Consider the following 14,193-nt stretch of genomic DNA (forward strand, 5'->3'; position numbering starts at 1 on the left):
AGCGCTGTCTAGCTCATTTATTAAACTTCATGGACCCTGCGCCCCAGCAATCTCTCACAGTTGATCAATGCATTGATCAAATCGCAGCACGATTAGAGGCAGCACATTTGCACTACGGTCATGGTGCCATTGATGCTCAGAGTGAAGCCTTATGGATTGCTAGCAAGCAACTCGAACTCAGCCCTACCGATGCCTTGGATCACTTAGAGCAGGCAATGACTGCCGAGCAGATTGTCAGGGCGTTTGAGACCACAGAAAATCGCATCTCTACACGCAAGCCATTGGCTTATATTTTGGGTGAAGCTTGGCTCATGGGTGTGCCATTTTTCTCGAGCGAGCAAAGTATTGTTCCACGCTCCTGGATTGCAGAGCTCATCGTTGATGGCTCTCTAGAATCCTGGTTACCTGCCGATGGTAAGGCGCTAGATTTGTGTACCGGCAATGGCTCTCTAGCTATTTTGCTAGCGATGGCTTGCCCCGATATTCATGTGAGTGCTTGTGACATTAGCCTGCCTGCATTAGCCGTAGCTTCCCGCAATCTCGATCGCCATGGCCTAAGTTCACAGGTCGAGCTTTTTGAGGGTGATCTCTGGGATGCATTACCAGAACCCCATGGTGACAATCGCTTTGATCTCATCATCTGCAACCCGCCTTACGTCAATGCCAATTCCATGAACGCCCTGCCTGCTGAGTATCACGCAGAGCCTGCTCTTGCATTGGCTGGTGGCGATGATGGCATGGATCTCATTCGCAAGATTATTGCGAGCGCACCAGATTATCTATCGGAGCGTGGCGCCATTCTGATTGAGATTGGCAATGAGTATGAACACTTCAAGAGAGCCTTCCCGGAGATTCCAGTCATTTGGATGGAGGTCTCTGCCGGAGATCAGCAAGTCCTACTCATTCAAGCGGAAGACTTGCACTAAGCAGCTAGCCAAAACTGAGGGCGTCAATACTCAGAGTTCAGCAGCTGCACTAATCGCTTGATCAATACGCTCTACGGGAATCACTCTTAATCCCGGAATCTTTGCCTTTGGCATATTGGCTTTGGGAATAATTGCCACAGTAAAGCCCAGCTTGGCGGCTTCTTTTAAGCGCTCCTGACCGCGCGGGCAGGGACGGATCTCTCCGGCCAAACCGACTTCGCCAAATACGATCAACTCCTTAGGCAATGCCTTATTTCGAATCGAAGATTGAATGGCTAACAACACCGCCAAGTCAGCCGCTGGTTCTGAGATCTTCACCCCACCAACTGCATTTAAGAAGACGTCCTGATCAAAACACGCTACACCGGCATGGCGATGTAATACTGCCAATAGCATCGCTAGACGCGCTTGCTCCAAGCCAACTGCCAAGCGGCGGGGGTTCGGAATATGTGCCGTATCTACCAGCGCCTGAATTTCTACCAACAAGGGACGACTGCCCTCTTGGGTAACCAATACGCAAGCACCAGGCACCATCTCTGCATGCTGAGATAAGAAAATGGCTGAAGGGTTAGCTACGCCACGCAGGCCTTTTTCAGTCATCGCAAATACGCCCAACTCATTGACAGCACCAAAACGATTTTTAATCGAGCGCACCAATCTAAATGAGGAGTGGGTATCGCCTTCAAAATACAAGACGGTGTCCACAATATGCTCTAAGACGCGAGGCCCAGCCAAATGACCATCTTTAGTGACGTGACCTACCATCAATACACAAATACCACTGGATTTAGCAGCCCTCGTTAATTGCGCAGCACACTCTCGCACTTGCGCAACCGATCCAGGAGCTGAGCTCAATACCTCTGAATACAAAGTCTGAATAGAGTCCACCACCAATACCTGTGGTTTGACGGTATCCATAATGGAAAGGAGCTTCTCTAGCTGAATCTCTGCCAAAACCTCCAATTGAGGAGCATCTAACGCAATCCGTTTAGCGCGCAATGCAATCTGAGCCGCAGACTCTTCACCACTGCTGTAAAGGACATTCATGCCCGCTGCACTCATCTCTGCAAGCGCTTGTAGTAACAGTGTGGATTTACCAATACCAGGATCGCCACCTAAGAGGACAACACCACCTGGCACCAATCCACCACCGAGCACACGATCAAACTCTTCCACACCAGTACTGAAACGCGGTAGGTCTTCTGCACTAATGGCGGAAAGTTTCTGTCGCGGCAACGATTGCGCTAAGCCCTGAAAGCGGGCGTTTGAACTGACTTCGGGCACACCCTCTTCCAGAGTATTCCAAGCCTGACAGGATGGGCACTGCCCTTGCCACTTGGCAGAGCTTCCACCGCAGGACTGACAGATATAGATAGTTTTTATTTTGGCCAAGGGATTAATCGAGCTGAGTGCCCGCTTTGTTTTCTTGAGCACGCTTAGGTGCATCTTTACGACGTTGCTCTAGGTCTGCTGCACGAGCAGCTGCAGCTTTTTGCTTTTCTTCAAATTCTTTTTGATTGGCGGCGCGCTCAGCCGCTTTTTCAGCTGAAGCACGCTCAGCGATCTTGGTAGCATCACGCTGATCTTTAATGCTAGCGCGCAACTTACGCTGCACTTCATGCAACTCTACTTCTTGCACGCGAATGGGATCAATCTCTTTACGGTACTTTGCACGAGAGTCTTTTAGACAATCGTTGACCCAATACTTTTGATAACACTCTGAGCTGGCTTTTTCCCAGCGATATTTAGCCCAGTCGCGTTGCAAATCAAGATCACGCTCAATCTGATCCAATTGCTCTAACTGAGCCTCCTCGGCAGGAGTGGCGAGAACCAAGCCACCAAAGGTGCTCACCAATAGGAAAGCCCCCGACACAAGCAAAGATTTAAAGGTGCAAGACTTGTTCAAATCTCTACCTTTGCACCGAGCTCAACCAAACGGTTAGCCGGAATCTTGAAGAAGTCAGATTGACGGCCAGCATTTTGATACATCCAGCAGAATAAGCGCTCGCGCCACAAAGCCATACCGGGAAGTTCTGTGGCAACGATCGTGTCACGCGATAAAAAGAATGAGGTATCCATCAAGTTAAATCGAAGTCCGGATGACTTCTCGATCAACTCAATAATAGAGCCCATATCTGGAGTTTCTTTAAAGCCATAGATTGCGCGCACTACATGAATATTGCCACCAAGGTCTTTCATGGTGATGCGCTCAGCGTCATTTACATAAGGCACATCCCAAATGCTGACCTTCAAAAAAAATACTCTCTCGTGCAACACATGGTTGTGCTTGAGATTGTGCAAGAAAGAAACTGGCAAATAATCAACGTGTGCCGTAAGGAATACTGCAGTACCCTCGACGCGATGTGGCGGATGCTTGAGCAGGGATTCAATAAAGCTTCCCAATTGGATGCCCTCTTCCATAGCACGCTGACGCAAAATCTGACGACCTCTATACCAAGTAATTAGGCAGGTAAAGCACAGTAAGCCTAACGCCAAAGGATACCAACCACCATCTTTAATTTTAATTAAATTTGCGGTCCAGAAAGCGATATCAACAACAAAGAATAAGACTGTAATCAGACTGACTAATATGATGTTCATCTTCCACTCTCGGAACATCACTACAGCCAATAAGATAGTCGTAATTAACATCGTTGAAGTAACTGAGATGCCGTAGGCAGCAGCTAAATTGACCGACTCTCTAAACTCAATAATGGTAACTACCACCATAAATAACAAAGCCCAATTCACCATCGGAATATAAATCTGGCCCTGCTCAGAATCGGATGTGTGTTGAATATTCATGCGCGGCATAAAACCGAGCAAGATCGCCTGACTTACCAAGGAATACGCTCCTGAGATGACTGCCTGCGAGGCAATCACAGTAGCTGCCGTTGCCAAACCTACCGTTGGCCATAAAGCCCAATCAGGCACCATCAAATAGAAAGGATTTTTAATAGCCTCTGGGTTAGACAGGAGTAAAGCGCCTTGACCCAGATAATTTATTAGTAAGCTAGGCAACACAATCAGCAACCAAGCATAACGAATTGGATTGCGGCCGAAGTGACCCATGTCTAAATACAAAGCCTCAACACCAGTGACGACCAAGACCACGGCACCCATCACGATATAGGCAGTAGTTGGGTGCTCAATGATGAAATTCATGGCATACCAAGGATTGAATGCAGCAACAATCTCTGGTGCATTGCCAATATTAATAATGCCTAAGGCAGCAAGAGTCAAAAACCACGCTAAAGTGATTGGGCCAAACAGCTTACCAACGGCAGCGGTACCGTACTTTTGGATCAAAAATAAGCCAACCAAAATCACTAATGAAATTGGAATAACAAATTTACTTAGCCCAGGCGCCGCAATCTCAATACCTTCAACGGCAGATAAAACAGAAATTGCCGGGGTAATGACAGACTCACCCAGCAGCATGCATGCCCCCAACATGCCAATAATCATGAGGAAGTAATAGCTCTTTGATTTGTTATCGAAAGAGCGTAGAGCCAGAGCCATTAATGAGAGGACGCCGCCCTCACCCTTGTTGTCCGCTCGCATCACGAATAAAACGTACTTTACGGTCACCACCAAAATGAGAGCCCAGATCATCATGGAGATCACGCCAAAGAGTGCCTCAGGTGTGTATGCAATACCGTGCTGAGGATCGAAGCATTCTTTCAATGCATAGAGTGGGCTGGTACCGATATCCCCAAAGACCACCCCAATTGCTGCAAGCATCATTACGCCGAGGCTTTTTTTATGCTCGCCGCCTGAACCATGAACCTCAACGGGGTTCAAAAGTGTGGAGCTGGAAAACTCTGGATTGCTGATGGACATCTTAAAACCTTAAAGTGATGTTGCACGGCAATATGTTACTCCTTATGCAGGCTGACTCTGCAGTCTTATTTCCATGAAAAAACCGCTTTTTCAGATGTTATTTGCAGGAATGGCTCGACAGAGAGGGCAAAAAAATGATAGAATCTAAGACTCAGACGCGGGGTGGAGCAGTCTGGCAGCTCGTCGGGCTCATAACCCGAAGGTCGTAGGTTCAAATCCTGCCCCCGCAACCAGTATTCATAAGGCTTTCAGGTCAATCGACTTGAAAGCCTTTTTTGATCTTTAGGGCCATGTAACCGCCATGTAAGAAAATATTGGCGTTAGATTTGTCCAACATATACTGAATACAGCTTTACCTGCCACATTAAAGGGCTCGATAATGAGAGTATGAGGATTTCAAATTTGAAAATGCAAGAGATTACCTTCTCCCCCTCCAAAGCGCTTGAGTCGCTTCTATATTTGGCAAGCAAGCTACAAGACCCAGATATTCATACGCTTTTGAAATTGCGCTACTTCGCAGACAAAGCGCACCTATCACGCTACGGCTTTTTAGCAAGTGGCGATAAATACTTTGCAATGCAATTTGGGCCCGTTGCCTCCAACACCTACAACATCATCAGAGCTGCTAGGGGCGAGAAGAATGACTGGATTCACCCTGCCTTCATTGAGGCTGTTAATGGCAATCTTGAAATCAGCAAAGACAATCACAAAGTAAAAGCGCTTAGAAAGCCAAATACTGAACTGCTATCTAAGGCGGACATGGAATGTCTTGATGAAGCAATTTCTGAGTTTGGCTCCATGTCCTTCCCTGAAAGAACGGCCATCAGCCATGATGCTGCTTGGATGACTGCATCTGAAGCTGCGGCCAATGATGGTGTTGATGCCGGACATATGTCGGTAACCTCAATTGCCAAAACCCTAAGCAATAGAGAAGAAATCTTAGAATTACTTCAAAACTAGCAGAAAATTTAGTCAGCTAAATGATTCTGGGTGACTCATTCCCCAAAGACTTAGTCTTAGCATCAATCCGACGGCACATACAGCCAGGAGCAATCCTAAAATTTAGATTTGTGATGGATGATGACCAAGAACAAGAAAAAAGATTTCTGGTTCTTGCGGTCGATGATGAAACTTTGACATGCGTAATTAACTCCAATATTCCGCAACTCGCACTCAAAACCCCTGCATTACTAACCTGTCAGGTCAAGCTTGATAGAAGTCGTCATGAATTTATGGATTGGGACTCTCATATCGACTGCAGTCGAGTAAGGCGATACCCAACCGTCGAGATAGAGGCGCAACTTATTCAGAATAAAAATTGGATTTTAGGGAAACTCCATTCCGAACTGAGGGATGAAGTTCTTACCGCACTAAAATTCTCAATAACTGAATCCCCAGTAATTATTAACAATTGTTGCTCAGCATTATCGAGTGCAGATTTAGAGAGGTGATGATTTCCTTCGTGATAGAACTCCAGATTTTAAAAGCTCAAGCCGACTTAATTAAATCGCTTGCCTTAACCGCTAATTTATAACCAATATCAGTTTGTAAGGCACTGAAAAATTGACTCCCCATCCGAATCTTGAATCTCTCTTCATCACGCAATTTCCCGGGATCTAAGGTGCCCTTGGTTTCAGAAACAAAGTAGAGTTTACTGTCATGCTCCAAGACTACAGCCCAGTCCGGCGTGTAGTTTCCTATTGGAGTGGGTATCTTAAAGCCCTTAGGAATTTTAAAGAAGAATTTAACTGCCTCGTTAACCTCGCAATCGCGAGCAAAATTATCCTCAATAGCGCTATCTGTTCGATAGTAATTAAATGCCGTCTTATCCGCAAAATCTGGCCTGACTTCCAATACCTGATCTTGAAGCACCTCACCTAGTTCATCGGTGAAAAGCTTTTGGGTATAGCTAGCGTCCCATGCAGGGCCCTTTTCATATTTAACGCCGCCCTCATACAAGATTTCATTTTTAGCGCGCTCAAAAACCGCAACAACATACTCTAAAAAACGTTGTGGATTAATCATGAGTTCGTCAATACGCCCACACCCTTTAAACAACCCCGCTATTGAAGAGCGAGAGAGCTTAATGCGACTTTGAATAAAACCAAAAACATCAGGAATTGCATTTGCTCTACCTTGAGTTTCTCTTAGGGCATTACTAGTGCTCTGAGCCAATAAACCCTCACCACTCATCTGGATTTTGGCAGTATTCGATTGCAGTGTTAAGCGAGTAACGGTCGGGTAATGATTCTTATCTTTAAGGAAATCAATGGCTTTACTAACCAAAGTCGCCTCCTCATACGAAACTGCATACCGAGTATGAAAACTAACCCTATCCCATAAGTCAAATAACAAGGGATAATTTTCTCGGGTCAAAGCGGCCTTTGTATACCGTACCTGAACCTTTGCTCGATTAGCGTCAGCAATCTTCCCGGTGAAAGGGATGCCCGTATCCTCCTCTATCTCCGTTTGAAGGGCGCGAGTAAAGGCCTCATAACTCTCATTTGCAATTACGGTTAATAAATTGATGTCCTTATCGACAATCCTCTGCCCGTCACTATTGACCGGCAGACGCAGACCGCGCCCCACTTCTTGGCGCTTCTTAACTTCGCTAACACTCTCGTTAAGAGTACAAATTTGAAACACATTAGGGTTGTCCCAGCCCTCACGTAGCGCACTATGAGAAAAGATGAATTGAACCGGGTTTTCCAGGTTGAGTAACGCCTCTTTATTTTTCATAATGAGGCTATAGGTATCCTCATCATCCTTGGTAACGCCTTTGGTATCCTTTAAGACTCCTTTTTTATCTTGCGAAAAGTATCCACGGTGAACTTCATCAGCGCCGTATGGAATGAGTCCCTCATATTCAGATTTTTTACTGTATTTGGTAAATGCCTCTTCAAAATACCCCTCAAACTTAGCCTTACCTTCAGGGCTGCGATAGTTTGCGACTTTATCAATAAAAAATAGTGAAAGAACTTTGATACCTAAGGGATGTAATTTTTTGGCGCGCTCGAAATGCCAGCGCACAGTACGCTCAATTTGGAATTGCTGCAATTCATCCGTAAATCCGCCCTGAGAATCACCCACCCGAAGGATAAGGCCACCTGAAAATTCAATCAGCCCCTTATCAGCCTCAATGCTTTCTAAGATAAAGCCATCTCGATAAATCTCACGGCGATTAGATTTAATAAATAGATCATCCCCCAAACTCAAAACTACATCCTTTTGATTGACGCTACCAGCCTCGCCATTTACGAAAATAGTAACTTTTGCCTTGAGCCTCGCTTTACCACACTGAATTTCTTTAAGCGCAACAAAAGCAGCATTGTAGTTTTGCTCTGCCGTAATACCATCAACCTGAATCTGCTTTACTAAACCTGCGTTATAGGCGTCAACCGGGGTTAATCTCGAAATAAGGTTGTAAGGATTCTTATGGGTAGCGCTATACCTAAGAGTGCAGAGGGGATTAAGATTATCAATCGCCCTCCTACGAATTGGTGTCTCCATGTTTTGCGGCTCATCAACTATCACAATAGGATTGGTGGCTTGCAAAAACTCGATTGGCTTAACACCTTGCTCTGTAACAGTATTGATAATGTTGCTATCGCTAGCGAAACTATCAATATTAATAATTAAGATTTGAAGTGAATTAGACGCAGAAAAATTACGCAATGCATTACGATTTGCGCTATCCCAAACGGTGTAGTTTGCAGGAACGCCATATAAGGCTCTCATCTCCTTGGCGGTAATTTCTAAATTCTTTAAAGTACCCTCACGAATGGCCACCGAAGGAACAACAATGACGAATTTACAAAAACCATAGGTTTTATAAAGCTCGTAAATGGTTCTTATGTAGCTATACGTTTTCCCAGTACCCGTCTCCATCTCAACCGAAATATTTAAATCAACCCCCTTGGCACTGAGCTCCTCGCTTATGTCAACCCTGGGAACTAAATTAACCGATTCAGCCAGTCCATTGGATTTCTGAATTTCGGAAATATTTTTTAATAGGGCTTCTGGGCTTAGTACCAAGCGATTTCCAATACCCCGCTCACCAAACTCTACAGAGCCAATATCAGATTGCGAGTTATCAAAAAACCCGCCAGCATTAGGCTGCCCCTTAAACACATCAGTGACAGCACGAATAGCACTTAATTGATGAGGAGCGAAGTGGTCAAATATGAATTCCATTTTTTGATCAACTATAAAATGTCGAGCGCTATATTAGCGCCCTGCATTTGAAAATCAAAGTTAGTGAGGGCCTGACTATCTGCAAATGATTTACTGAGACAGATGACTTTAGCGGGGGCCTCCCTTAGGATGTATTCAGTAATTTCTTCGGAAATATCATCAAAAAATATTGCAATTGACTTTGCGTTTTCAGGTGTGGCTATATAAATATGATTAGACTTGGCGCGACTCTTGATTTCATAGCATTTGACGGGTGTGGTAATTGGGAGCGCCATTTTTAACAACAATTCATAAACCATACATCTCACCTCGCTATCAGGCTTAGTGCTGTCAATATGATATTCAAGCTGAGCAAGCAAGTCTTCCTCACTATTTATATCTGTGCGCCACTCCTTGAAATTAGATGGCGTTAGCTTGAGAGCATTAAAACCGAGAGCCTGTTTAGGACCATCTTCAGCACCCGGAAGGCTTGCCTGCCTAGAGTCCGCTAAACGTTTCCCTTCAACTTTCTCAATTACCTTTTTAATGCGGGTACGGCCAATGTCAGGAATAGTTCTGTAGCCAGCCCTATAAGCCTCACTAGACTCCTCTAAAATTTCAGGCATTTGAACGCAAATAAATTGACGACTTCCGCCGTCTTCTTCGTTAAGCTCAATCACAGAATGTGCTGTTGATGAACTTCCCGCAAAAAAATCTAGAATCAAATCGTCCTTGTCAGAAGAAATTCTGAGCATTTGTTTAATTAACTTGACGGGTTTTGGGGTATCAAAAATCGGGGCATCCAATAATTCTCTAATTTCACGTTTAGCCTCTTGATTATGACCAACTTCATCGCTCACCCAAAGCGAATCAACTTTTTTGCCTTGCTGAACATCAGATAAAAAGCGTTTTAAACGCGGGAAGGCATCGCCGCTCCTGCCAAACCAAACTCTGCTTTCATTAATAAGTTGGCTCATATTTGCTTGGGAGTAAGCCCAATGTTTTCCGCTGGGAACATTGAAGGCCGCTCCTGTCGCTGGATTTATTACCTCATAATATCCTTCGCGCCTTTCTTCATTAGCCACCAAATCGCTTGAAGCCCACGGACCTCTCGGGTCGTTATCTAAATTTTGATAACGCTCATTCATGGCCGCAGTACGCGGAAGCAATTTAACTTCCAAACAAGTAATGGATTTTGAATACATAAATATGTATTCGTGATTCGTTGATACATACTTTGCATCATTTTTTGTGCTGTGAATTTTTTGCCAGCAAAACTGACTTACAAAATTCTCTTCTCCAAAAATTTCATCCATCAGCAATTTCAAATCTGCCGCTTCGTTATCATCAATACTTACAAAGATAACTCCATCTTCACGCAATAAGTTTCGAGCAAGAAAAAGCCGTGGATACATCATTGAAAGCCAGGCGCTATGAAACTGACCATTTTCCTTTGAATTTTTTTTCCAAAGATTTTGCTTGTTTAAAAATCCAGCTTCATCCGTCTCACCTGTACGGGCTTGATACTCTTTCAAGGTTTCGCTGTAATCATCAGGGTAGACGAAGCTATCATTTCCAGTGTTGTAAGGAGGATCTATGTAGATCATCTTGACTTTGCCAAAGTAAGCCTTTTGCAATGTGCGAAGCACTTCCAGATTTTCACCTTCTATGTAGAGATTTTGCGTGGCATCCCAATTGACGCTATTTTCAGTATCAGGGCGCAATGTAGCCGTTGTTCTTTTTTGAACCTCTCTTCGCGCATCACCCTTTCCAGCCCAAGATAACTCATAACACTCGTTGGTTTGAGTCAGCTCATCTCCTAGGGCGGCCTTTAATCGTTCAAAATTGACTTTCCCATCACTAAAAACATCGGGAAATATCGCCTTCAATTGATTAATGCGGTCTTGAACTACATCCAGGCTTTCAGCAAAGTCAGCCTGGTGGTCCATGACCTCGTCTTTATCGACTAATTGCTTTAATTGACTAGATAGACCCATTGAGCTTCCTTTTTGATGATTGCAGGGTTATCGCTGCGCTATATGCGTCAGATTTATTAACCCTCTAGTTCCTACAAAAACACAAAATATATGAATTAGTGTTTATGTGAATTAGAGTATATCCGTGAATATTTGGGCATGACCCAAGCGCTCGTTCACCACCTAGGAAGTACTATTCGCGATTTGCGAAAAGAGGCTGGCATGAGTCAAATTGTGTTTGGTGAAAAATGTGGGTTTTATCAAACCTACTTAAGCCGCATAGAGAATGGGGGCGCCAATCCAACCATAAACGCCATAGAAGTGATCGCAAAGGCCCTTGGCCTATCCTTCTTTGAGCTTCTGGATCTTGTCAAACTTAGAATTGAACAAGCATCTCTGCGTTGATATTTTCATGGGCTCTTAGCGAAAATCTGGCGTAAAACCCATCAATTGGGCTTTTTCATGCCCTAGGAGCCCATTCTATATATTTACAGTTATATTTACATTATTAGTGTTAATATAACTGTATGGAAACTCAAAAACTCACCTTTGATGAACTTTGCGCCTTATCGGGCTTAAGTTCACGCACTCTGCGCTACTACACCCAAATTGGCTTAATTGATAAGCCTATAGGGCAAACAAGGGCAGCTCACTACACCAGTCTTCACCTTGAAAAAGCTCTGCGCATCAAGCAATTATCTGATTCAGGTATATCGCTAGAGCGGATACGTGGGGTTTTATCCGGCGAGACTTTGTCCCTACCCGTTCGCATCAAAAGACCGGGTCACATTGAAGTAAAAACCCATCTTTGGATTGCAGATGGTGTTGAGCTCCAGGTCTTCCCAGAATCGGCAAATTTAAGCCCCGAGCAATTGCGTGAGTTTTTACAAAATGTGGTGCAGGCCTACGAAAAGATAGCAAAGGATAGCAAGTGATGACCTTTCAAAATACAACCTCACTGCTTTTTGAGCGCAATCAATTAATGGCGCTGCAATCAGTTAAAGCCACAGGAATAGTCCAAGGTCTCGTGCTGGAGATGACTATTCGCCAGGAGTATCAGAATTGCACGCAAGATAACCTTGAGGCCTCCTATACCTTTCCAATGGGCTGGGGCGCTAGTTTTATGGATCTCCATGTAGAAATTGCAGGCAAGAGACTTCGCGGCTTAGTCATCGAAAAACAGGCGGCAATTACGGGCTATGAAAAAGCGATTGCTGATGGTGACACCCCCATCATGCTCGAGAAAAACTCCGAAGGCATCTATACCGCCAGTCTGGGTAATCTAAAACCCGGTGAAGCGGCAACTATTGAGTATCGCTATGCGCAATTACTGCAAGTTGAAGAAGGGTGTGCCAGAATTTGCCTACCCACTACCATTGCGCCACGGTACGGAAAAGAGCACTTTGGCGGGATTCAAGAGCATCAAAGCACCCAAGCAGATATGTTGGTGCAGTACCCTCTCACTCTTTCATTGCTGCTTAGTGGCGGTACAGAAAAATGCACGATTGAGTCGCCCAGCCATCACATTGACGTAACGCAAAACACCTCCGGAACAATTGTAGAGCTTACTCGTGATGGATTTTTAGATCGCGACTTTATTCTGAATTTGAGCGGACTCAAAAACCAATCTTTTTACATGATTGCACCCGATAAACATATGGGCTCGGAAGCTTGCACTGTATTAGCTAACTTTAATCCCAATATCGATAACGATAAGTTTGCGCAACCAGTTGCCCTCAAGATATTGGTCGATTGCTCAGGGTCGATGAATGGCGATAGCATTGAATCAGCCAAGGAAGCATTGCATCAGGTTTTAATAAGCCTTAATCCCGATGACCAGCTTAGCTACTCCCAGTTTGGGGATACGGTGGAGCATGCCTTTGAGGGACTTCAATCAGCCACCCCATTTAATGTTGCTGCAGCATCAATTTTTGTTAGTAATACGCAGGCTAATATGGGCGGCACACAGATTGAGTATGCCCTGCTTTCCACCTTTAGACTCAAAGAGAATGATGCTCAGGCAGATATTCTGCTTATTACCGACGGTGAAGTTTGGGATACCGACAACATCATTAAAGCTGCTAAGCAATCTGGGCAACGTATCTTCGCCATTGGCGTTGGCAATGCCCCTGCCGAAACACTCCTGCAAGAACTAGCTGAAGCTACTGGAGGCGCTTGTGAACTAGTACCGCCAAATGGTGATATTCAAACGGCAATTACCCGCATGTTTCATCGACTGCGCCAACCTAGAGCGCGCGATATTCAAATCGATTGGGGTCATGAAGAAAAGCCTGAGTGGGTCAGCGGCATCAGTACAGCTATTTTTAATCTCAACACTAGTCATATATTTGCAGGTTTTAAAACTCCGCCCCAGAACCCCGCTACCCTATCCTTTCAGCTTGGAAGTAATCCTAAAAGATATTCGGTGCAAGCAAGCACTCTAGTCCAGTCAGACTCAAACATCATTTCTCGATTGGGGGCAGCACAAAGGCTTAGAGCGATGTCCGAAGAGAATCAAACGGCCTTAGCCCTCAGTTACCAACTCGTCACCCGAAATACAAATTACCTGCTTACACACATTCGCCCAGAAGATGAAAAAGTAAGCGAATTACCAGAACTACAAAGAGTCACTCAGATGCTAGCTGCAGGCTGGGGTGGCACTGGGGCTAGCAAGGGAATTGATAGACCTGCAGTGTTATTTTCTAGAGGCAGGCAATCAACAACCAATGCATTACAGAGTTCACCGAGAGTCTTTAGAAGCGCAACTAGCTCAAAGATTAGCCTCAAAGATGCTGGAGAGGCATGCGACCTATTGAATGACTTTGCGCCACCAATAAAAGTGGGCCATCAAAAGACTCAAAGACCACTCACGCTTGATGAAATCATCAGCATTGCTAATAAGTGGATTCAAAATCCCGCGGATATTGAGAAATTCATAAGGTTAATCGATGCGCAATTGAGAGACGCAAATCTAACATCCTTATTAAATCAACTTTCACCACTGTTATCTGATAAAGATGCTTGGACCGTCATTCTGTCTTGGCTGCTGATAGACTCGCGCACCAAAGGGAAATGGAAGCCAAAAACGAGGCTGGCAATTGAAGCCATGGCAAATGAATTACCTATGGGCCAGCTTAAGACTTCACTCACTATTGTTAATCTTTGCCTAGGCACTTTATTTGAGACTACTTTACCGATAAAAGCTAAAAGTGCATGGAGCCCCATCAACTGGTTACGCAAATTGGCAGAATAAAGAACCATCATGAAATTCAATG

The 14,193-nt window shown here is 44.7% G+C and carries 11 protein-coding genes and 1 tRNA gene; 7 read left to right on the plus strand and 5 right to left on the minus strand.

Features of this window, described 5'->3' with window-relative positions; genetic code table 11:
• Positions 1 to 29: 29 nt before the first annotated feature.
• Positions 30 to 926, plus strand: coding sequence for a 50S ribosomal protein L3 N(5)-glutamine methyltransferase (prmB, locus tag DN92_RS07385; RefSeq protein ID WP_173960631.1), 897 nt, complete (start codon positions 30 to 32; stop codon positions 924 to 926).
• A gap of 30 nt (positions 927 to 956) precedes the next feature.
• Here the strand turns inward: prmB and radA are convergent, their stop codons facing one another.
• The 3 genes from radA to DN92_RS07400 are packed head-to-tail and all read right to left on the minus strand — an operon-like array spanning position 957 to position 4,673.
• On the minus strand, positions 957 to 2,318 hold the full coding sequence (gene radA, locus DN92_RS07390; RefSeq protein ID WP_173961297.1) for a DNA repair protein RadA: 1,362 nt from the start codon (positions 2,316 to 2,318) through the stop codon (positions 957 to 959).
• A gap of 4 nt (positions 2,319 to 2,322) precedes the next feature.
• On the minus strand, positions 2,323 to 2,832 hold the full coding sequence (locus DN92_RS07395) for a hypothetical protein (RefSeq protein ID WP_173960632.1): 510 nt from the start codon (positions 2,830 to 2,832) through the stop codon (positions 2,323 to 2,325).
• The gene (locus DN92_RS07400) at positions 2,829 to 4,673 is read right to left on the minus strand and encodes a potassium transporter Kup (RefSeq protein ID WP_415836394.1); all 1,845 of its coding nucleotides are present in this window, start codon (positions 4,671 to 4,673) and stop codon (positions 2,829 to 2,831) included. Before DN92_RS07400 ends, DN92_RS07395 begins: the two co-directional genes overlap by 4 nt.
• 252 nt (positions 4,674 to 4,925) lie before the next feature.
• Here DN92_RS07400 and DN92_RS07405 point away from each other — a divergent pair.
• The 3 genes from DN92_RS07405 to DN92_RS07415 all read left to right on the plus strand — a co-directional run bounded on the left by DN92_RS07405 (position 4,926) and on the right by DN92_RS07415 (position 6,220).
• Positions 4,926 to 5,002 (plus strand) — tRNA-Met (locus tag DN92_RS07405).
• A gap of 154 nt (positions 5,003 to 5,156) precedes the next feature.
• Positions 5,157 to 5,729 carry a Panacea domain-containing protein gene (locus DN92_RS07410; protein ID WP_173960634.1) on the plus strand — a complete coding sequence of 191 codons (573 nt, stop codon included), beginning with the start codon at positions 5,157 to 5,159 and terminating at the stop codon, positions 5,727 to 5,729.
• Positions 5,730 to 5,842: 113 nt separating this feature from the next.
• Complete coding sequence (locus DN92_RS07415; RefSeq protein ID WP_173960635.1) at positions 5,843 to 6,220, plus strand: hypothetical protein; 378 nt, start codon at positions 5,843 to 5,845, stop codon at positions 6,218 to 6,220.
• A gap of 37 nt (positions 6,221 to 6,257) precedes the next feature.
• Here DN92_RS07415 and DN92_RS07420 read toward each other — a convergent pair whose 3' ends face one another.
• Entirely contained in the window at positions 6,258 to 8,963 is a 2,706-nt protein-coding gene (locus DN92_RS07420) for a restriction endonuclease (protein WP_173960636.1), read from the minus strand.
• 11 nt (positions 8,964 to 8,974) lie between these two features.
• Positions 8,975 to 10,939 carry a site-specific DNA-methyltransferase gene (locus DN92_RS07425; protein ID WP_173960637.1) on the minus strand — a complete coding sequence of 655 codons (1,965 nt, stop codon included), beginning with the start codon at positions 10,937 to 10,939 and terminating at the stop codon, positions 8,975 to 8,977.
• Between the two features lie 201 nt (positions 10,940 to 11,140).
• On the opposite strand from DN92_RS07425, the gene DN92_RS07430 reads away from it, so the two are divergent.
• The 3 genes from DN92_RS07430 (at position 11,141) to DN92_RS07440 (ending at position 14,171) form a co-directional block, all read left to right on the plus strand.
• On the plus strand, positions 11,141 to 11,323 hold the full coding sequence (locus DN92_RS07430; protein WP_254598274.1) for a helix-turn-helix domain-containing protein: 183 nt from the start codon (positions 11,141 to 11,143) through the stop codon (positions 11,321 to 11,323).
• Between the two features lie 122 nt (positions 11,324 to 11,445).
• The gene (locus DN92_RS07435; RefSeq protein ID WP_173960639.1) at positions 11,446 to 11,853 is read left to right on the plus strand and encodes a helix-turn-helix domain-containing protein; all 408 of its coding nucleotides are present in this window, start codon (positions 11,446 to 11,448) and stop codon (positions 11,851 to 11,853) included.
• Positions 11,853 to 14,171, plus strand: coding sequence for a VIT and vWA domain-containing protein (locus DN92_RS07440; protein ID WP_173960640.1), 2,319 nt, complete (start codon positions 11,853 to 11,855; stop codon positions 14,169 to 14,171). The genes DN92_RS07435 and DN92_RS07440 overlap by 1 nt, the downstream gene beginning before the upstream one ends.
• Positions 14,172 to 14,193 lie beyond the last annotated feature (22 nt).

The sequence above is a fragment of the Polynucleobacter arcticus genome (assembly GCF_013307205.1).
Classification (GTDB): domain Bacteria; phylum Pseudomonadota; class Gammaproteobacteria; order Burkholderiales; family Burkholderiaceae; genus Polynucleobacter; species Polynucleobacter arcticus.

Coding starts and splice junctions, on each gene's coding strand:
- DN92_RS07435 (WP_173960639.1), top strand. CDS start 11,446: ATGGAAACTCAAAAACTCACCTTTGATGAACTTTGCGCCTTATCGGGC.
- DN92_RS07400 (WP_415836394.1), bottom strand. CDS start 4,673: ATGATGCTTGCAGCAATTGGGGTGGTCTTTGGGGATATCGGTACCAGC.
- DN92_RS07415 (WP_173960635.1), top strand. CDS start 5,843: ATGGATGATGACCAAGAACAAGAAAAAAGATTTCTGGTTCTTGCGGTC.
- prmB (WP_173960631.1), top strand. CDS start 30: ATGGACCCTGCGCCCCAGCAATCTCTCACAGTTGATCAATGCATTGAT.
- DN92_RS07410 (WP_173960634.1), top strand. CDS start 5,157: ATGAGGATTTCAAATTTGAAAATGCAAGAGATTACCTTCTCCCCCTCC.
- DN92_RS07420 (WP_173960636.1), bottom strand. CDS start 8,963: ATGGAATTCATATTTGACCACTTCGCTCCTCATCAATTAAGTGCTATT.
- DN92_RS07425 (WP_173960637.1), bottom strand. CDS start 10,939: ATGGGTCTATCTAGTCAATTAAAGCAATTAGTCGATAAAGACGAGGTC.
- DN92_RS07430 (WP_254598274.1), top strand. CDS start 11,141: ATGAGTCAAATTGTGTTTGGTGAAAAATGTGGGTTTTATCAAACCTAC.
- DN92_RS07440 (WP_173960640.1), top strand. CDS start 11,853: ATGACCTTTCAAAATACAACCTCACTGCTTTTTGAGCGCAATCAATTA.